The sequence below is a fragment of the Marinobacter sp. W-8 genome (assembly GCF_044342215.1).
GTDB lineage: Bacteria > Pseudomonadota > Gammaproteobacteria > Pseudomonadales > Oleiphilaceae > Marinobacter > Marinobacter nauticus.
In genome coordinates this window covers 3280016-3299698 of record NZ_CP172297.1, presented here as the reverse complement: position 1 = coordinate 3299698, position 19683 = coordinate 3280016, and the positions used below count along the sequence as shown (strand labels likewise).

Below are 19683 nucleotides of genomic sequence, written 5' to 3'. Positions count from 1 at the left end.
GCATGGCCAAGCGCGATTATTACGAAGTACTCGGGATCTCCCGGGATGCGGACGAAAAGGAAATTAAGCGGGCGTATCGAAAGCTCGCGATGAAGTACCACCCGGACCGTAACCCGGATGACAAGGATGCCGAGAACAAATTCAAAGAGGCCAGCGAAGCCTACGAAATCCTGGCGGACTCCAGTAAGCGCGCCGCCTACGACCAGTTTGGTCATGCCGGTGTAGACGGTCAGGCCGGCGGCGGCTTTGGCGGCGGTGGCGCCAGCTTCTCCGACATCTTTGGTGATGTGTTCGGTGACATCTTCGGTGGTGGTGGCCGTGGCCGAACCACCCGCGGTGCAGATCTTCGCTACACCCTGGAGCTGGATCTGGAAGAGGCCGTTAAGGGCAAGACCGTCAAGATCAACATCCCTGGCCATAAAGAATGTGAAGCCTGTGACGGCAGTGGCGCAGAAAAAGGCTCTCGCCCGGAAACCTGTGGCACCTGCCAGGGCATGGGTCAGGTCCGGATGCAGCAAGGCTTCTTCACCGTACAGCAAGCCTGTCCTACCTGTCGTGGCTCCGGCCAAATCATCAAGAACCCGTGTAAGAGCTGTCACGGCCAGGGTCGGGTGCGCCAGGAGAAAACCCTCTCGGTCAAGGTGCCGCCAGGTGTTGATACTGGCGACCGTATTCGCCTGTCCGGCGAAGGTGAGATGGGTGTAGACGGAGGGCCTCCTGGAGACCTTTATGTACAGGTCGCCGTTCGTGAGCATTCCATTTTCACCCGTGACGGTCGCAATCTTTACTGCGAAGTGCCCATCAGCATCGTCGACGCCACCCTCGGTGGCGAGCTGGAAGTACCAACGCTGGATGGCCGCGTAAAGCTCAAGATTCCGCCTGAGACCCAGACCGGCAAACTGTTCCGTCTGCGCAACAAAGGCGTCAGCCCGGTCCGCGGTGGCCCGGCCGGTGATTTGTTGTGCCGGGTGATTGTGGAAACGCCGGTGAACCTCACCAAACGCCAGAAGGAGCTGCTGGAAGAATTCCAGCAAACCCTGGATGGTAACAACGGAACTCATCATGCCCCCAAGAAAACCTCATGGTTTGAGGGTGTGAAAAACTTCTTCGACGAAATGAAATTCTGAGGGTAGAGCAGATGAGGGTAGCGATCATCGGCGCCGCCGGGCGCATGGGTAAAGTGCTGATCGAAGCTGTCGACGGTACCGAAGGCCTTGAGCTCGGCGCTGCCATCGTCGAGCCGGGCAGCAGTCTGATTGGCGCCGACGCCGGTGAAATGACCGGCATCGGCAAAACCGGCGTAAAAATGGCCGCCAGCCTGGACGACGTCAAAGACGACTTCGACGTACTGGTGGACTTCACCTTCCCGGACCTGACCCTGGAAAACGCGAAGTTTTGCAGCGCTAACGGCAAAATGCTCGTGATCGGTACCACCGGCATGACCGACGCCGAAAAAGAGCAGCTGGCCCTGGCCGCCGAAAACACTCCGGTCGTTTTTGCGCCCAACATGAGCGTGGGCGTCAACGTCGTCCTCAACCTGCTGCGCACCGCCGCGGCAACGTTGGGTGATGACTACGACGTGGAAATCATCGAAGCACACCACCGCCACAAAAAAGACGCTCCCTCGGGCACTGCTCTGCGTATGGGTGAAGTGGTGGCTGATGCTCTCGGTCGCGACCTTAAAGAGTGTGCCGTCTATGGCCGTGAAGGCTTCACCGGCGAACGCACCCGCAAGGAAATCGGCTTCGAAACCATCCGCGCCGGTGATGTGGTGGGTGACCACACCGTTCTGTTCGCCACCGAGGGCGAGCGCATTGAGATTACCCACAAGGCGAGCAGCCGGATGACGTTTGCTAAAGGCGCCATGCGGGCCGCGTTGTGGCTGAAGGGTAAGGCGGCTGGTCTTTACGACATGCAGGATGTTCTGAACCTGAAAGGTTGAGGTTGAGCTACATACTCAGAGGCTGCGGGAGCAGGGCGCCTTCCCGAAAATTTCGGAGGCCATGGATGGCCGGAGAGAAGCGCACATGGAAGTGCTTGTAGCGGTTTTCGGGAAGGTGCCCTGCTTCCGTGGCCGGAGTTTGCGTCAGGCCGAGAGCAATTCGGCGTGGACAAAAAACGCCAAAATCGCTTACAATAAGGCGATTTGACTGCACCAAGCGTACCTTTGAAAAGTTTATAAAAGCGGGACCGGGTTTTTACCTTGTCTCGCTTTTTTGCAACCTGAGATTATGCGCTTGCGTTCCTGTTCGTGACGAACTTACGCCACTCGATGAGGATACAAGCCTTGAGCACACCAGCAATCCTTGCACTCGCAGACGGAAGCCTCTTCTACGGCACCGCCATCGGCGCAGACGGAGAAACCAGCGGCGAGGTAGTGTTCAACACTGCCATGACCGGCTACCAGGAAATCCTGACCGATCCGTCCTACTCCCGCCAGATCGTTACCCTGACGTATCCGCACATTGGCAACACCGGTGTTAACGAAGAAGATGTAGAATCCGACCGCATCCAGGCCGCTGGCCTGATCATCCGGGATCTGCCCCTGCTCGCCAGCAGCTGGCGAAACAAGGGTAGCCTTGATGACTACCTGCGAAGCAACAACATTGTTGGCATTGCGGACATCGACACCCGCCGTCTGACCCGCATCCTCCGGGACAAGGGCTCCCAGAATGGGGCCATCGTCGCTGGTGAAAACGCTACTGCCGAACGCGCACTGGAACTGGCTAACGCCTTTCCCGGCCTCAAAGGCATGGACCTGGCCAAAGAAGTCACCTGCAGCGAAGCCTACCAGTGGAATCAGGCCGAGTGGGATCTGGTAAGCGGCTACAGTGACCGCTCCGAAGGCAAATTCAAGGTGGTGGCCTGGGATTACGGCGTAAAATACAACATTCTGCGCATGCTCGCGGCCCGCGGTTGCGAGATCACCGTCGTGCCCGCGCAAACCCCGGCCTCTGATGTGCTGGCGATGAATCCCGATGGCATCTTCCTGTCCAACGGCCCGGGTGACCCCGAGCCTTGCGACTATGCTATCAAGGCCATTCAGGAAGTGCTGAAAACCGAGATTCCGGTATTCGGCATCTGCCTGGGCCACCAGCTGCTGGCCCTGGCCAGTGGTGCAAAAACCATGAAAATGGGCCACGGCCATCACGGTGCCAACCATCCGGTGCAGGACATTGCCAAAGGCACTGTGATGATTACCAGTCAGAACCACGGCTTTGCTGTGGATGAAACAACCCTGCCCGCCAATGTGGAAGCGACTCACAAATCGCTGTTTGACGGCACTCTGCAGGGCATTCGCCGCACCGATAAGCCGGCCTACAGCTTCCAGGGTCACCCGGAAGCCAGCCCGGGCCCCCACGATGTGGCTCCGCTGTTTGACGAGTTTATCCAGCTGATGGAAGCGCGATCTGCCTGAGGGCAAGGCCATCAACGATAGCTCACCGGCGCTGAATACCGCGCTGCAAGAATTCAAAAGTTGCTGACAGGTTTACCAAGACATGCCAAAACGTACCGACATTAAAAGCATCCTGATCCTGGGCGCCGGCCCCATCGTGATCGGGCAGGCGTGCGAATTCGACTACTCCGGAGCCCAGGCCTGTAAGGCGCTGCGCGAAGAGGGCTACCGGGTGATCCTGGTGAACTCCAACCCGGCCACCATCATGACCGACCCGGCCATGGCCGATGCCACCTACATCGAACCGATCACCTGGAAGACGGTCGAAAAGATCATCGAAAAGGAAAAGCCGGACGCCCTGCTGCCCACCATGGGTGGTCAGACTGCGCTGAACTGTGCGCTGGATCTGGAAAAGCACGGCGTGTTGGAGAAGCATGGCGTTGAAATGATTGGCGCCAACGCTGACACCATCGACAAGGCCGAAGACCGCGACCGCTTCGACAAGGCCATGAAGAAAATCGGTCTGGAGTGCCCGCGCGCGGCCATCGCCCATTCCATGGACGAAGCCTGGAAGATCTCCGAAGACATCGGTTTCCCGTGCATTATCCGTCCATCGTTCACCATGGGTGGTTCTGGCGGTGGTATTGCCTACAACAAGGACGAGTTCGAGGAGATCTGTACTCGCGGTCTCGATCTGTCCCCGACCAACGAGCTGCTGATCGACGAATCCCTGATCGGCTGGAAAGAGTACGAGATGGAGGTTGTTCGCGACAAGAACGACAACTGCATCATCGTCTGCGCAATCGAGAACTTCGACGCCATGGGCGTGCACACCGGTGATTCCATTACGGTGGCCCCCGCCCAGACCCTCACCGATAAGGAATATCAGATCATGCGGAACGCCTCGCTGGCGGTGCTGCGTGAGATTGGTGTGGAAACCGGCGGTTCCAACGTGCAGTTCGGTATCAATCCGGATACCGGCCGTATGGTGGTGATCGAAATGAACCCCCGGGTGTCGCGTTCCTCGGCGCTGGCGTCCAAGGCCACCGGTTTCCCGATCGCCAAGGTCGCAGCCAAGCTGGCCGTCGGGTACACCCTTGATGAGCTGCAGAACGAGATCACCGGCGGCGTCACCCCGGCCTCGTTCGAGCCGTCCATTGATTACGTGGTTACCAAGATTCCCCGGTTTACCTTCGAAAAATTCCCCCAGGCCGACGCCCGCCTGACCACCCAGATGAAATCTGTGGGTGAGGTTATGGCCATTGGTCGGACCTTCCAGGAATCGGTGCAAAAGGCATTGCGTGGCCTGGAAGTGGGTTCCGAAGGCTTCGATGAAAAGCTGGAAGATCTGGACTCCGAGAACAGCCGCGAAACCCTGACCCGGGAGCTGAACGTACCCGGTGCCGAGCGTATCTGGTACATCGGCGATGCGTTCCGCGCCGGCATGACCGTGGACGAAGTGTTCCGCCACACCAAGGTAGACCCCTGGTACCTGGTGCAGATCGAGGACATCGTGCGCGAAGAACAGGCCCTCAAGTCGGCCGGTAAGGCCGATATCGACAAGGCCACCCTGTTCCGCCTCAAGCGCAAGGGCTTCTCCGATGCCCGCCTGGCCAAACTGCTGGGTATTTCCGAAGTCAGCCTGCGCAAGCTGCGTCACGACCTGGGCATTCGCCCGGTGTACAAACGTGTCGATACCTGTGCGGCGGAATTTGCCTCTGATACCGCCTATATGTACTCCACTTACGAGGAAGAGTGCGAGGCGGAGCCGTCCGACCGCGAGAAGATTGTGGTCATCGGCGGTGGCCCCAACCGTATCGGCCAGGGCATCGAGTTTGACTACTGCTGCGTGCACGCGGCTCTGGCCATGCGTGAGGACGGCTACGAAACCATCATGATCAACTGCAACCCGGAGACCGTGTCGACCGATTACGACACCTCCGACCGGTTGTATTTTGAGCCGATCACCCTGGAAGACGTGCTGGAAATCATCAACGTCGAGAAGCCCAAGGGTGTAATCGTCCAGTACGGCGGTCAGACTCCGCTGAAGCTGGCGCGTGGCCTGGAAGCCGCCGGTGTGCCCATTATCGGCACCAGCCCGGACGCCATTGACCGCGCCGAAGATCGCGAGCGCTTCCAGCAGATGATCCAGCGCCTGGGTCTGAAGCAGCCGGAAAACGCCACTGTGCGCAGCCACGAGGAAGGCATCGTGGCGGCCCGCGAGATTGGCTACCCGCTGGTGGTGCGCCCGTCGTACGTGCTGGGTGGCCGGGCCATGGAAATCGTCTATGACGAAACCGAACTGGTGCGCTACATGCGTAACGCGGTGCTGGTCTCCAATGACAGCCCGGTTCTGCTTGATCACTTCCTGAATGCTGCCATCGAGGTGGATATCGATGCCATCAGTGACGGCACTGATGTTGTGATCGGCGGTATCATGCAGCACATTGAGCAGGCCGGTGTTCACTCTGGTGATTCCGCCTGCTCCCTGCCGCCGTACAGCCTGAGCAAGCAGGTACAGAACGACATGCGCGAGGCCGTGAAGAAAATGGCCATCGAGCTGGATGTTATCGGCCTGATGAACGTGCAGCTGGCCTATCAGGACGGCGAGATCTACGTGATCGAAGTGAACCCCCGGGCTTCACGTACCGTGCCGTTCGTGTCCAAGGCCATTGGGGTGTCGCTGGCGGCGGTCGCGGCCCGGGTTATGTCCGGCAATAGCCTGAAAGAACTGAACTTCACTCAGGAAATCGTGCCGACCTACTACGCGGTGAAAGAGTCGGTGTTCCCGTTCAACAAGTTCCCGGCCGTGGACCCGATCCTCGGGCCGGAAATGAAATCCACCGGTGAGGTGATGGGCCTGGGCGACAGCTTTGATGAAGCCTTTGCCAAGGCCGCTCTGGCCGTGGGCGAGCGCTTGCCGGCCCAGGGCGTGGCCTTCATGTCGGTGCGCGATGTCGACAAGCCGGGTGCGGCCAGTGTCGCCCGCGACCTGGTGGATGCTGGCTTCAAGATTATTGCCACCACCGGCACCGCCAAAGCGCTGGAGTCCGAAGGCATTGCCGTTGAAAGGGTGAACAAGGTTCGCGAGGGTCGCCCGCACATTGTGGATGCCATCAAGAATGGTCAGGTTCAGCTGATTATCAATACCACGGAAGGTCGCAAGGCGATTTCTGACTCGGCGCAGATTCGCCAGTCTGCCTTGCAGACCAAAGTAACCTACACAACCACACTGGCAGGTGGCGAAGCTTTCTGCCGTGCCATCAAATTTGGCCCGGAGCGCACCGTTCGTCGCCTCCAGGAACTACACGCAGGAAAGTAAGGCTATGGCTGACAGAGTACCGATGACCAAGACGGGCGAAGCCCGTCTGCGTGAGGAGCTGAAAAAGCTGAAGTCCGAGGATCGGCCGCGGGTGATTGCGGCCATTGCCGATGCCCGTGAGCACGGTGATCTGAAGGAAAATGCTGAGTACCATGCGGCCCGGGAGCAGCAGAGCTTTATCGAAGGTCGCATCCAGGAAATCGAAGGCAAGCTTTCCGTGGCCCAGGTGATTGATGTGACCACCATGGAGAACACCGGCAAAGTGATCTTTGGTACCACCGTGCATCTGGTCAACATGGAAACCGACGAAGAGGTTACCTACCAGATCGTGGGTGAAGATGAGGCGGACATCAAGGCTGGCAAGCTGTCGGTGTCCTCGCCGATCGCCCGCGCACTGATTGGTAAGAACGAAGGTGATGTGGTGGCGATCCGCATCCCCTCAGGTACCGTGGAGTACGAGATTTCCGAAGTGGAATATATCTGACTCGGTTGTGCTGATCGGGCACAAAGAAAAAGCCGGCACTGGGGAACCAGGCCGGCTTTTTCGCGTCTCAGCTTACGCTTATTTGTTGCGCAGCAGATTCGACAGCTTGGGGTTCGGCTTCTTCGCCCGACGCAGAATGACGGCGATTTTGCCGATTGTCTGTACCAGCTCGGCGCCAGAGCTTTCGCACAGGGCCTGAATGGCTTCCTGGCGGACTTCGCGATCCTGGCTGGCAACTTTGATCTTGATCAGCTCATGGTCGTTCAGGGCACGGTCCAGTTCGTCCTGCAGCCCTTCAGACAGGCCTTTGTCGCCAACGATGATGACGGGCTTTAGGTTGTGGGCAATAGCCCGGTATTCCCGGCGCTGTTCCGGTGACAGACTCATGATGTAATCTCTTAATAGGTGCAATTAACAAAAGGTCAGCGGTGAATCCGCTGGCAACCACGTATAATTCAGCGATTGTAACAGATAGCGACTCATGACAAATGGCCGTATTCACGTACAGAGGGTGTTGTAATTCCGGTCAGAGCGTCCCATATAGGTAGTATCGCGATCGGTTCCGGATGGGCCGTTTCTGGTTTACCGGCGTACAATTGGTGTAAGGTGTCGGAAAAGGATTGGCGGCCTTCAGGCGCTGATCCTGCAATTCACAGGTGATGATCCTTGAACGATATGGCAAAAAATCTGGTTCTCTGGCTAATCATAGCCGCCGTGCTGCTGATGGTGTTTCAGAATTTCTCTCCCACCACCACCGGCCAACAAGTTAACTATTCCCAGTTTGTCGAGATGGTCCAGCAGGGCCAGGTGCGGCAGGTGACCATTGATGGTCTGCAGGTGCAGGGTGTCCGCAACGACGGTTCCCAGTTCCAGAGCATCCGGCCACAGGTGTCTGACAACAAGCTGATGGATGACCTGCTCGCCAACAACGTCGAAGTGATCGGCAAAGAGCCCGAGCGCCAGAGCCTGTGGACGCAGCTGCTGGTGGCCGCGTTCCCGATTCTGATCATCATCGCATTGTTCGTGTTCTTCATGCGCCAGATGCAGGGCGGCGGTGGCGGCAAAGGCCCCATGTCGTTCGGCAAGAGCAAGGCGCGCCTGATGAGTGAAGACCAGATCAAAACCACGTTTTCCGATGTCGCGGGTGTCGACGAAGCCAAGGAAGACGTGAAAGAGCTGGTGGATTTCCTCCGGGATCCCAGCAAGTTCCAGCGCCTTGGTGGTCGCATCCCGAAGGGCGTATTGATGGTGGGCCCTCCCGGTACCGGTAAGACCCTGCTTGCCAAGGCCATCGCGGGCGAGGCCAAGGTGCCGTTCTTCTCTATCTCCGGCTCCGACTTCGTGGAAATGTTTGTGGGCGTGGGTGCCTCCCGTGTTCGCGACATGTTCGAGCAGGCGAAAAAGCAGAGCCCCTGCATTATCTTCATCGATGAGATCGATGCGGTTGGCCGTCACCGCGGTGCCGGTATGGGCGGCGGTCACGACGAACGTGAGCAGACCCTCAACCAGCTGCTGGTGGAAATGGACGGCTTCGAAGGTAATGAAGGCGTTATCGTGATTGCCGCGACCAACCGTCCAGATGTACTGGACCCGGCATTGCTGCGCCCGGGCCGGTTCGACCGCCAGGTGGTGGTGAGCCTGCCGGACATCATTGGCCGTGAGCAGATTCTGAAAGTGCACATGAAAAAAGTGCCGCTGGCCGACGGTATTGATCCTGCGGTTATTGCGCGGGGCACGCCGGGCTTCTCCGGTGCCGATCTTGCCAACCTGGTTAACGAAGCGGCCCTGTTTGCGGCCCGTCGTAACCAGCGCCTGGTCTCCATGGAAGAGCTGGAGCTGGCCAAAGACAAGATCATGATGGGCGCCGAGCGCAAGTCCATGGTGATGAGCGAGAAGGAAAAGCGGAACACGGCTTACCATGAGTCTGGTCACGCGATTGTGGGCCGTCTGATGCCTGAGCACGATCCGGTCTACAAAGTGAGTATTATTCCTCGTGGCCGCGCCCTGGGTGTGACCATGTTCCTCCCGGAAGAGGACAAGTACAGCCATTCCAAACGCTATCTGATCAGCTCGATCTGTAGTCTGTTTGGTGGCCGTATCGCCGAAGAGCTGACCCTGGGCTTCGATGGTGTCACCACTGGTGCGTCCAACGACATCGAGCGGGCCACGAGCCTGGCCCGGAACATGGTGACCCGCTGGGGGCTGTCCGAGAAGCTTGGCCCTTTGCAGTACGACACCGATAGCGAGGAACCCTTCCTCGGCCGTTCCGCGGGGCAGGCACATACGGTGTACTCGCCGGAGACCGCCCAGCGGATTGACGAGGAAGTTCGCAACATCATTGATGAGTGCTACGAAAAGGCCAAGCAGATCCTGATTGATAACCGGGACAAGCTGGACATGATGGCCGAAGCACTGATGAAGTATGAAACCATCGATCGTTACCAGATTGACGACATCATGGCTGGCAAGGAACCTCGGCCGCCCAAGAACTGGGGTGACAGTGGTCCTGCCGGGGGCGTCAAAGCCGAAGAGCCTGAGCAGGCGCCGGAGCCCAGAAGCTCTGACGACGGCCGGCAACCTGGCGTCGGGCGTCCTGCCGGCGAGCACTGACTCGCCGTCAAAGCCTGAGTAACTGAATGCGCCGCCCGGGCCCCCGGGCGGCGTTTGTTTTTGTCTCTCCGAAAACTCTGCCTGTGGTAGTCGCGTTATGAAAATGAACTTTGCCGGTCACGAACTGGATCTGTCTCGGTGCCACGTGATGGGCATTCTGAACGTCACCCCTGACTCGTTTTCCGATGGCGGATACTTTAATTCCAGGGAGGCTGCACTCGTGCGGGCCCGGCAGATGGTCAGCGACGGGGCTACTTTCATTGACGTAGGCGGTGAATCGACTCGCCCCGGTGCAACTGAAGTGTCGACCCAGGAAGAGCTGGACCGCGTGTGTCCGGTAGTTGAAGCCATTGCCAAAGAGCTGGATACCGTGATTTCAGTGGACACCAGCAATCCCGTGGTCATGGCGGAAACCGCCCGGCTGGGTGCCGGCCTGATCAACGATGTCCGCGCCCTGCAGCGCGAAGGCGCGCCCGATGTGGCGGCAAAAGCCGGCATTCCGGTGTGCATTATGCACATCCAGGGTGAGCCGGATACCATGCAGGACGATCCCCGGTACCGGAATGTGCGGCGGGAAGTCAGCTCTTTTCTGACGGAGCGTATGCGAGTAGCTGAGCAGGCCGGTATTCGTGCCGATAACATTATTCTTGATCCCGGCTTTGGCTTCGGCAAAAGCGTGGAGCACAACTATCAGCTGCTCGCCACCCTTGAGCAGTTGCATATTCTCCGACACCCCTTACTTGTCGGGGTCTCGCGAAAGTCCATGCTGGGTGCGGTCACCGGTCGCGATGTGAATGAAAGGTTGCCGGCCAGCCTCGCTGCCGCGACAATATCGGCCATGAAAGGGGCGAGCATCCTCAGGGTGCACGACGTTAGGGAAACTGTGGACGCCGTCAGGATCGTGACGGCAGTGAAGGAGGCAATCTGATGACCCAGCGCAAATACTTTGGTACCGATGGCATTCGTGGCCGGGTCGGAGACAGTCCGATTACGCCGGAGTTCATGCTGCATCTGGGTTGGGCTGCGGGGCAGGCGTTCAAGCGTGCGGGCCAGCGCAACAGCGTACTGATCGGTAAGGATACCCGGTTGTCCGGCTATATGTTTGAGTCGGCACTGGAAGCTGGTCTGGCCGCGGCGGGTGTAGATGTCAAGTTGCTGGGTCCTATGCCGACCCCCGCGATTGCCTACCTCACTCGTACCTTCCGGGCATCTGCCGGTATTGTCATCAGTGCCTCCCACAACCCTCATCACGATAACGGCATCAAGTTTTTTTCCTCCGCCGGTACCAAGTTGGACGACGCCCTGGAAGCCGAGATCGAGCGCTGGCTGGATCAGCCGATCAAGGTGTGTGAGCCGGAAGAGCTGGGCAAGGCGAGCCGGGTAGACGATGCGCCCGGACGCTATGTTGAGTTCTGCAAGAGTACGGTGCCGAACGAATTTACTCTCGATGGCATGCATCTGGTGCTGGACTGTGCTCACGGTGCTACCTATCACGTGGCGCCAAAAGTGTTCCGTGAGCTGGGGGCAAAGGTGACCGTGATTGGCGCCGAACCGGATGGTCTGAACATCAATCTGAACGTGGGCTCTACTCACCTCGACGCCCTGAAACAGGCGGTTGCCGAGAAAAAGGCGGATCTTGGGATTGCCTTCGACGGTGACGGCGACCGGGTGTTAATGGTGGATCGGGATGGCTCCGAAGTGGATGGCGACGAGCTGCTGTATATCCTGGCTTCCCAGCGCCAGGCTGAAGGGCGGCTGAACGGTGGTGTGGTTGGTACTTTAATGACCAATCTGGGTGTTGAGTTGGCTCTGCGTGAAATCGGCGTCGAGTTCGAGCGGGCCAAGGTCGGCGATCGTTATGTGATGGAGCGCCTGTTGGCCAATAACTGGCTGATTGGAGGCGAGGGTTCCGGACATATGGTAATCCGGGATTGCACCACCACGGGTGACGGTATTGTCTCTGCGTTGCAGGTTCTGCTGGCAGTGCGGAAGTCCGGCAAGACCATGGGAGAACTGCGGGCCGGTATGAGCAAGCTGCCGCAGAAAATGATCAACGTACGCGTTGCCGAACGGTTTGATCCGTTGGGTAGGGCGGATATTGTTGAGGCTATGGCCCGGGCAGAGGCTACGTTGGGGGATGCCGGGCGCATTCTGCTGCGGGCATCCGGCACCGAGCCCCTGATCAGGGTAATGGCCGAAGGCCAGAGCGCAGACGATATTACCCGAGTGGTGGAAGAGCTCGCCCGGGTAGTGGAGCGCTCAACACCCTGATTTCGAAGGGTGGTTGTGTACCGCGGGTGACTGCTGTATAGTTCCGCCTCCCTTTTGTTCGGGACTGTCGAGGACAGAGATGCGTCGCAGAATTGTTGCCGGAAACTGGAAAATGAACGGGTCGAAAGACCTGGTGAAACAGCTGGTTGGCGCAGTTCGCGAACATTCCGGCAGTGTTGGCGAAGAAGTGGAGGTGGTTATTGTCCCTCCTGCCATCTACCTGGGCCAGGTTGCCGAGCAGGGAGGTGAGCGGATCGCTACCGGCGTGCAGAATGTGTCCCAGTGGCAATCTGGCGCGTATACCGGAGAGATCTCTGCCGAAATGGCCCGCGATATGGGTTGTGGCTATGTGCTGGTTGGCCACTCCGAGCGCCGGCAGTTGTTTGGTGAGACGGATTCTGTGGCGGCCGCCAAGGTGGAGCAGGTTCTGTCGAGCGGTTTGGTCGCGGTGCTGTGTGTTGGTGAAACGCTCGCAGAGCGGGAAGCCGGTAAAGCCGAAACGGTGGTTGCCGAGCAGGTTCGCAACGGGCTGGCAGTTGTAGCTGGCGACCAGTGGTCCAGGGTTGTTGTGGCGTATGAGCCGGTCTGGGCTATCGGAACCGGAAAAACCGCGACAGCAGGTGATGCCCAGGCCATGCATTCGGAAATCCGCAAGGTGCTGGCTGGTATGAATGCGCCAGCTAATGAGATTTCGGTACTTTACGGCGGCAGTGTAAAAGCGGATAATGCGGCCGCTTTGTTTGCAGAGCCGGATATTGATGGCGGTCTCATCGGTGGTGCATCGTTGAAGGCCGAAGAATTTATCAGCATTTGCCGGTCTTTCCCGGCAGGTGTCTAAGCCGACACGTTTACGAGAGTCTGTATGGATTGGTTGGAAACACTGGTAGTTGTTGTTCACGTCGTGATCGCCGTGGCGCTGGTGGGCCTGGTTCTGATCCAGCAGGGCAAAGGTGCAGACGCCGGCGCAGCCTTCGGTGGTGGTGCGTCCCAGACCGTGTTTGGTAGTCAGGGCAGCGGAAGCTTCCTGACGCGGATGACCACCTTTATGGCGGTTGTCTTTTTTGTGACAAGTTTTTCGCTGGCAATTTTTGCCAAGCAGCGCGCCGAAGTGGCTGGCGAGGCAGGTATTCCGGTTGTTCAGGAATCGTCTCAGGCAGGTGCGCAAGCTGAGCAGGCTCCCTCTGCTGATGAGCCTGCAGCTAACAGCGAATCCGAGGGTGGGGACGCGCTCCCCGAACTCGAGTAAAGAATGATGCCCGGGTGGTGAAACTGGTAGACACGCCATCTTGAGGGGGTGGTAGCGAAAGCTGTGCCGGTTCGAGTCCGGCCCCGGGCACCATATTAAAAGAAGACGGCTTGGCAAACCCAGGCCGTTTTTTTTGGTCAGTCCTTGACCAGTCCGCGTGGCGTCACTATACTCCCGCGGATATTGGAGCCTGCGAGTATCGAGGCTTCCAGGCAGGCCAGGTGTCTGTCGGCAGAGCGCTTGAAAGGGTTGGCGCTTTGCGAATTCTTGCAACAAAAAGCCCCATATTTCAGGGGCTTTTTGATTAAGGGGCCTGGCGCAAAGGGCCCTGGTGCATAAAAGGGCTGATTAACAGCCCTTTTTTTGTTTTTGTACCCTGAAAATTCGGAAACGGAGGCGGCGACACTTGTCAGCCAAACTGAAACAACTGGAAGACATCCTGCGCCCGGTGGTCGAGGGGCTGGGTTATGAGTTCTGGGGAATTGAATTCCGCTCCCATGGACACCATTCCAAGCTTCGGGTGTTTATTGATGATGCCGAGAACGGCATCGCGATCGACGACTGCGAGAAAGTCAGTCGTCAGGTCAGCGGGGTGATGGATGTGGAAGACCCCATCCAGACCGAATATACGCTGGAAGTGTCTTCGCCCGGTATGGACCGGCCGCTGTTCCGGCTGGAGCAGTACGAGGCATTTATTGGTCATAAAGTGCAGATCAAACTGCGTATGGCGTTTGAGGGCCGGCGCAAATTCCTGGGCCTGATCAAAGGGGTGGAGGGCGACGACGTGGTAGTTGTAGTAGATGACCACGAATACCTGTTGCCCTTCGACAGTATCGAAAAAGCCAACATCGTGCCGGTTTTCGAGTGACACATTCGAATAAATCTATAGATGTATCGTTTATTTTGAGGGCAGGGCAATCCCATGAGTAAAGAGATCTTGCTGGTAGTGGAATCCGTCTCGAACGAGAAAGGTGTCGAGAAGGATGTGATTTTCGAGGCGATTGAACTCGCACTCGCTACCGCTGCCAAGAAACGTTATGAAGACGAAGAGGCGGATATCCGGGTTGCCATTGATCGCCGCACCGGAGAATACGAAACCTTCCGCCGCTGGCTGGTGGTCGATAATGATGCCGTTCCTGCGTTGGGCACTGAGCTGACCCTGCAGGAAGCGGAAGAGATCGACACCAATCTGAAGCCGGGTGATATGTACGAAGAGAAGGTGGAGTCTGTGGCGTTCGGGCGCATTGGTGCCCAGGCGGCCAAGCAGATCATCTTCCAGAAAGTGCGCGAAGCCGAGCGCATGAAGATTGTCGACAGCTACCGCGATCGTATCGGTGAGCTGGTGTCCGGTACCGTCAAGAAGGTGACCCGGGACAATGTGATTGTGGATCTGGGTGGCAACGCAGAAGCTCTGCTTCCCCGTGAGCACCTGATTCCCCGTGAAACCTTCCGGATGGGCGATCGCGTTCGTGCTCTGCTGCTGGAGATTCGCACCGATCATCGCGGACCACAGCTGATTCTGAGCCGTACCGATTCGCAAATGCTGATCGAGCTTTTCCGCATCGAGGTTCCCGAGATTGCCGAGGAGCTGATCGAGATTCGCGGTGCCGCTCGCGATCCGGGCTCTCGGGCCAAGATTGCGGTGAAGACCAACGACCGCCGTATTGATCCGGTTGGCGCTTGTGTTGGTATGCGGGGCTCCCGCGTACAGGCAGTGTCTAATGAGCTGGGCGGTGAGCGTGTGGATATCGTGCTTTACGACGATAACCCGGCTCAGTTGGTCATCAACGCGATGGCGCCTGCTGAGGTGGCCTCCATTGTCATGGATGAAGACCGTCACACCATGGATGTAGCCGTTGCCGAAGATAACCTGGCGCAGGCCATTGGCCGGAACGGCCAGAACGTTCGTCTGGCGACCGAGCTGACCGGTTGGACCCTGAACGTGATGACGGAAGAAGAAGCCGGTGAGCGCCAGGAGCAGGAATACAACCGCCTGCTTGAACACTTTACCGCTCATCTGGATGTTGATGAAGAATTTGCCGGTGTTCTTATCGAGGAAGGCTTTACCTCCATTGAAGAGGTGGCCTACGTACCGATGGAAGAAATGCTGGCGATTGAGGGCTTTGACGAGGAAACCGTCACTGAATTGCGCCGTCGTGCCAAAGACGTATTGCTGAACCAGGCGCTGGCCAGTGAAGAAGCCCTGGAGGGCGCTGAGCCCGAAGACGATCTTCTGAACATGGACGGCATGGACCGGGCGCTGGCATTCAAGCTTGCCGGCATGGGCGTGCGCACAATGGAAGATCTGGCGGAGCAGTCGATTGATGAGCTGCTCGAAATTGAAGGTATGGATGAAGAGCGTGCTGGTCAGTTGATTATGACTGCGCGCGCACCCTGGTTTGAAGACCAGGCCTGATTCGGGAGAGGAGGACCAGTATGGCTGAAGTAACGGTAAAACAACTGGCCGCAGATGTAGGCGCTCCCGTGGATCGTTTGCTGAAGCAGATCGTGGAAGCGGGCCTGAAAGCTCGCAGCGAAAACGACGCTGTCACCAGCGATGAGAAGCAGCAGTTGCTGGCCTATCTGAGAAAAAACCATGGCGAGGCGGAAGCTGAACCGCGGAAGATTACACTCAAGCGCAAGACCACGACGACGCTTAAGGCCGGCAAGGCCAAGACTGTCAACGTAGAAGTGCGCAAGCGCCGCACCTATATCAAGCGTGCAGAGCTGCAACCCGAACCGGAAGCTGAGGCGCCGGTAGCGGAAGAGCCGGTACAGGCACCGGCCGAAGAGCAGGCACCGGTGGAAGAAGCGCCGAAGGTCGCAGCGGAAGCTGCACCTGCCGAAGCCCCCGAAACGGAAGCTCCGGCCGCAGCGGAAACCGAAGCCAAAGCTGCTCCGGAACCTGCTGCAGAATCCACAGAGCCTGCCATCGCGCCGGAGGATATTCCCATGCCTCCGCCTGAGGATGAAGGTCGGGATCGCAAGCCGAAGAAGAAAAAAGAGAAGGTGCGTGAGCGCGGCGATGATATTGAAGAAGGCAAGCCGAAGAAGAAGCAGGCTGGCCATCGCGGTCCTCGCAGCCGTCCGGTAGAAGAACCGGTAGTACTGAGCGAAGACGAAGAGGAAACCACTCTTCGCAAGCCGCTGCGGGCCAAAAAGAAACCGAAAGAAAAGCGTCATGCTTTCGAGAGGCCCACAAAGCCCATGGTCAGAGAAGTACAGATTCCGGAAACCATCACCGTTGGTGATCTCGCCCAGCGCATGGCCGTCAAGTCCGCTGATGTTATCAAGACCCTGATGGGTATGGGGGTGATGGCAACCATCAATCAGGCGCTGGATCAGGAAACGGCGATCCTGGTTACCGAAGATCTGGGCCACAAGCCGAAAGCGGTGAGCGAGGATGCTTTCGAGGAGGAAGTCCTGAGCGAAATCACCGGCCCGGATGAAGGCAAAGAGAAGATCAAGCGCGCGCCGGTTGTCAGTGTTATGGGTCACGTTGACCATGGTAAGACCTCACTGCTGGACTACATCCGCCGCGCCAAGGTTGCCGCCGGCGAATCCGGTGGTATTACCCAGCATATCGGTGCCTACCACGTAGAAACCGACCACGGCATGGTGTCCTTCCTGGATACCCCGGGCCACGCGGCGTTCACTGCCATGCGTGCCCGCGGTGCCCAGTGTACCGATATCGTTATCCTGGTGGTGGCGGCTGATGACGGCGTTATGCCGCAAACCAAGGAAGCCGTTGAGCACGCCCGTTCTGCCGGCGTACCGATCGTGGTTGCCATCAACAAGATGGACAAGGAAGAAGCCGATCCGGACCGCATCAAGAACGAGCTTTCAGCTCTGGAAGTCATTCCGGAAGACTGGGGCGGCGACGTTCAGTTCGTGCCTGTTTCTGCACACACCGGTATGGGCATCGATGACCTGCTGGAAGCCGTCTTGCTGCAGGCTGAAATCCTTGAGCTTGAAGCGTCCCCGGATGCAGCGGCGAAAGGTGTTGTGGTTGAATCCAGCCTGGAACGCGGCCGTGGTTCTGTTGCTACCGTGCTGGTTCAGAACGGTACGCTTCGCCAGGGCGACATGGTGGTGGCCGGTTCCTTCTTCGGTAAGGTGCGCGCCATGACAGACGAAGCCGGGCGCCAGGTGAAAGAAGCCGGCCCGTCGATTCCGGTCGAGATTCTGGGCCTGAATGGCACGCCAGACGCCGGTGACGAATTCTTCGCTGTGGCAGACGAGAAAAAAGCCAAAGAGCTGGCTGAATTCCGTCAGACCCGTGAGCGTGAGCAACGTCTCCAGCGCCAGCAAGCTGCCAAACTCGAGAACATGTTCGAGAATATGGGCAAGGACGAGGTCAAGACCCTTAACGTCGTACTCAAGACCGACGTGCGTGGTTCTCTGGAAGCCATTACCAAGGCCCTGCAGGACCTGGGCAACGACGAGGTTCAGGTGAAGATTGTTTCGTCTGGTGTTGGCGGTATCGCCGAGACCGACGTCAGCCTGGCCATGGCCACCAACGCCGTTATTTTCGGTTTCAACGTGCGTGCGGATACCGCATCCAAGCGTCTGGTTGAGCAGGAAGGTCTGGATCTGCGCTATTACAGCATCATCTATAACCTGATTGATGATGTGAAAGCGGCTTTGACAGGCATGCTCAAGCCGGAATTCCGCGAAGATATCGTGGGCATTGCCGATGTGCGTGACGTATTCCGTTCGCCGAAGTTTGGTCAGGTGGCTGGCTGTATGGTGACTGAGGGCACCGTATACCGTAACAAGCCGATCCGCGTACTGCGTGACAACGTGGTGATCTTTGAAGGCGAGCTGGAATCCCTGCGTCGCTTCAAGGACGATGTGGCGGAAGTTCGCAACGGTATGGAATGTGGTATCGGTGTTAAAGGCTACGACGTGAAAGTGGGCGACCAGATCGAAGTATTCGATCGCGTCCGTGTTGAACGTCAGCTTGAGTCCACGGGGGCCTGATGGCACGGGAATACAGTCGCGTAGATCGCATCGGCGATCAGATGCAGCGAGAGCTGGCGCAGCTGATCCAGCGCGAGGTGAAGGATCCTCGCGTTGGTATGGTCACGGTTAATGATGTGAAAGTCAGCCGTGACCTCGGCTATGCCGATATCTATATTTCGTTGCTGTCCACCGAGGAACTCACCGAAGATTCACCCGAAGTGCAGGACTCCCTGACGGTGTTGAACAAGGCCTCCGGGTTTCTGCGCGGGCAGGTTGGTCGCGCCATGAAATTGCGTGTGGTGCCCCATCTGCGGTTTCACTTCGACAAACTGTTGGGGCAGAGCCGCAAGATGGATCGCCTGATCCGCGAAGCGGTTGGCGACAAGCCTGCCGTGCCCCGGGACGACAACGATGACCCGGTTTCCGATAACCCGGAGCGTGACGCTTGAGCCGAAGACGCAAAGGCCGTGACGTAAACGGCATCCTGGTAATCGACAAGCCCCAGGGCGTTACCTCCAACGGGATTCTGCAGCAGGTCAAGCGCCTGTATGGTGCGGCGAAGGCCGGCCATACCGGTGCGCTTGATCCGCTCGCCACTGGCGTGCTGCCCCTGTGTTTTGGTGAGGCCACCAAGTTCTCCCAGACCATGCTGGACAGTGACAAGGCGTATATCACCACCGCACGCCTGGGCATCCGGACAGAAACCGGAGACAGCGAAGGGGCTGTGGTGGAGGAAAAGCCGGTTCCCCACTTCAGTGAGGAAGAAGTGGAGGCCGTACTGGCCCGGTTCCGTGGCGACATTCAGCAAGTGCCCTCCATGTACTCGGCTCTGAAGCATCAGGGCAAACCACTGTACGAATACGCCCGCGAGGGTATCGAAATTGAGCGCCCGGCCAGGCCGGTGACCATTTACGAGCTCAAATTGTTGGCGGTTCGGGAACAGGAGCTGGATCTTGCGGTTACCTGTACCAAGGGTACGTATATCCGCTCACTGGTTGAGGATATTGGGGAAGTTCTGGGCTGTGGAGCTCATGTCAGTGCTCTGCGTCGCACCCTGGCCTCCGGCTACACCCTGGCAAATGCCCACGATGTCAAAGACCTGGAAGCCATGCGCGAGCGCGGGGAAAGCCTGGATGGCCTGCTGTTGCCGCCGGAAACCGCCCTCACCATGTTTCCCGAGTACCGATTGTCCGGCGTGCCGCTGGTATCGATCTTGAACGGACAACCGGTTAGAATACCGGGTCAGCCTTTTGAAGGTTTCGTCCGCCTGTATGGCGAGCATTCCTTCGTAGGGCTGGCAGAAGCATTGCCGGAAGGCGATGGCACTCAACTGGTGCCTCGCCGTCTGGTCAAGAACAGCAAACGGTAAACGCCTTTTGCTGATTAGC

Annotated in this window: 16 protein-coding genes and 1 tRNA gene; 16 read left to right on the top strand and 1 reads right to left on the bottom strand. The window is 58.2% G+C overall.

Features of this window, described 5'->3' with window-relative positions; translation table 11 throughout:
* The first annotated feature begins 2 nt into the window (after positions 1-2).
* The 5 genes from dnaJ (at position 3) to greA (ending at position 7203) form a co-directional block, all read left to right on the top strand.
* On the top strand, positions 3-1127 hold the full coding sequence (gene dnaJ / locus ACF8YQ_RS15365; RefSeq protein ID WP_014422603.1) for a molecular chaperone DnaJ: 1125 nt from the start codon (positions 3-5) through the stop codon (positions 1125-1127).
* Positions 1128-1138: 11 nt separating this feature from the next.
* Positions 1139-1942 carry a 4-hydroxy-tetrahydrodipicolinate reductase gene (dapB, locus tag ACF8YQ_RS15360; RefSeq protein WP_278800422.1) on the top strand — a complete coding sequence of 268 codons (804 nt, stop codon included), beginning with the start codon at positions 1139-1141 and terminating at the stop codon, positions 1940-1942.
* Between the two features lie 345 nt (positions 1943-2287).
* Positions 2288-3418: a glutamine-hydrolyzing carbamoyl-phosphate synthase small subunit gene (carA, locus tag ACF8YQ_RS15355; protein WP_278351146.1), complete on the top strand. Its 1131-nt coding sequence runs from the start codon at positions 2288-2290 to the stop codon at positions 3416-3418.
* An 82-nt stretch (positions 3419-3500) separates the two neighbouring features.
* Positions 3501-6719 (top strand): carbamoyl-phosphate synthase large subunit, encoded by a 3219-nt coding sequence (gene carB, locus ACF8YQ_RS15350; protein ID WP_396621897.1) that lies wholly within the window; start codon positions 3501-3503, stop codon positions 6717-6719.
* Between the two features lie 4 nt (positions 6720-6723).
* Positions 6724-7203, top strand: a complete 480-nt coding sequence (gene greA / locus ACF8YQ_RS15345; RefSeq protein WP_011786769.1) for a transcription elongation factor GreA — start codon at positions 6724-6726, stop codon at positions 7201-7203.
* 78 nt (positions 7204-7281) lie between these two features.
* On the opposite strand, the gene yhbY is transcribed toward greA, so the two are convergent.
* Positions 7282-7590 carry a ribosome assembly RNA-binding protein YhbY gene (gene yhbY, locus ACF8YQ_RS15340; RefSeq protein WP_011786768.1) on the bottom strand — a complete coding sequence of 103 codons (309 nt, stop codon included), beginning with the start codon at positions 7588-7590 and terminating at the stop codon, positions 7282-7284.
* Between the two features lie 279 nt (positions 7591-7869).
* On the opposite strand from yhbY, the gene ftsH reads away from it, so the two are divergent.
* The 11 genes from ftsH to truB all read left to right on the top strand — a co-directional run bounded on the left by ftsH (position 7870) and on the right by truB (position 19664).
* Entirely contained in the window at positions 7870-9813 is a 1944-nt protein-coding gene (gene ftsH, locus ACF8YQ_RS15335) for an ATP-dependent zinc metalloprotease FtsH (RefSeq protein ID WP_181800037.1), read from the top strand.
* A 97-nt stretch (positions 9814-9910) separates the two neighbouring features.
* Complete coding sequence (gene folP, locus ACF8YQ_RS15330) at positions 9911-10741, top strand: dihydropteroate synthase (protein WP_396621896.1); 831 nt, start codon at positions 9911-9913, stop codon at positions 10739-10741.
* Positions 10741-12084, top strand: coding sequence for a phosphoglucosamine mutase (glmM, locus tag ACF8YQ_RS15325; protein WP_396621895.1), 1344 nt, complete (start codon positions 10741-10743; stop codon positions 12082-12084). The genes folP and glmM overlap by 1 nt, the downstream gene beginning before the upstream one ends.
* 79 nt (positions 12085-12163) lie before the next feature.
* Complete coding sequence (tpiA, locus tag ACF8YQ_RS15320) at positions 12164-12922, top strand: triose-phosphate isomerase (protein WP_396621894.1); 759 nt, start codon at positions 12164-12166, stop codon at positions 12920-12922.
* 24 nt (positions 12923-12946) lie between these two features.
* Positions 12947-13330, top strand: coding sequence for a preprotein translocase subunit SecG (gene secG / locus ACF8YQ_RS15315; protein ID WP_226595858.1), 384 nt, complete (start codon positions 12947-12949; stop codon positions 13328-13330).
* An 8-nt stretch (positions 13331-13338) separates the two neighbouring features.
* Positions 13339-13423, top strand: a tRNA-Leu gene (locus tag ACF8YQ_RS15310).
* Between the two features lie 313 nt (positions 13424-13736).
* Positions 13737-14198, top strand: a complete 462-nt coding sequence (rimP, locus tag ACF8YQ_RS15305; protein ID WP_011786762.1) for a ribosome maturation factor RimP — start codon at positions 13737-13739, stop codon at positions 14196-14198.
* A gap of 54 nt (positions 14199-14252) precedes the next feature.
* Complete coding sequence (nusA, locus tag ACF8YQ_RS15300; protein ID WP_011786761.1) at positions 14253-15746, top strand: transcription termination factor NusA; 1494 nt, start codon at positions 14253-14255, stop codon at positions 15744-15746.
* A 20-nt stretch (positions 15747-15766) separates the two neighbouring features.
* Positions 15767-18313 (top strand): translation initiation factor IF-2, encoded by a 2547-nt coding sequence (gene infB, locus ACF8YQ_RS15295; RefSeq protein WP_396621893.1) that lies wholly within the window; start codon positions 15767-15769, stop codon positions 18311-18313.
* A complete protein-coding gene (gene rbfA, locus ACF8YQ_RS15290; protein ID WP_011786759.1) occupies positions 18313-18744 on the top strand; it encodes a 30S ribosome-binding factor RbfA in 432 nt (143 codons plus the stop codon). The genes infB and rbfA overlap by 1 nt, the downstream gene beginning before the upstream one ends.
* Positions 18741-19664 carry a tRNA pseudouridine(55) synthase TruB gene (gene truB / locus ACF8YQ_RS15285; RefSeq protein WP_014422592.1) on the top strand — a complete coding sequence of 308 codons (924 nt, stop codon included), beginning with the start codon at positions 18741-18743 and terminating at the stop codon, positions 19662-19664. The genes rbfA and truB overlap by 4 nt, the downstream gene beginning before the upstream one ends.
* Positions 19665-19683 lie beyond the last annotated feature (19 nt).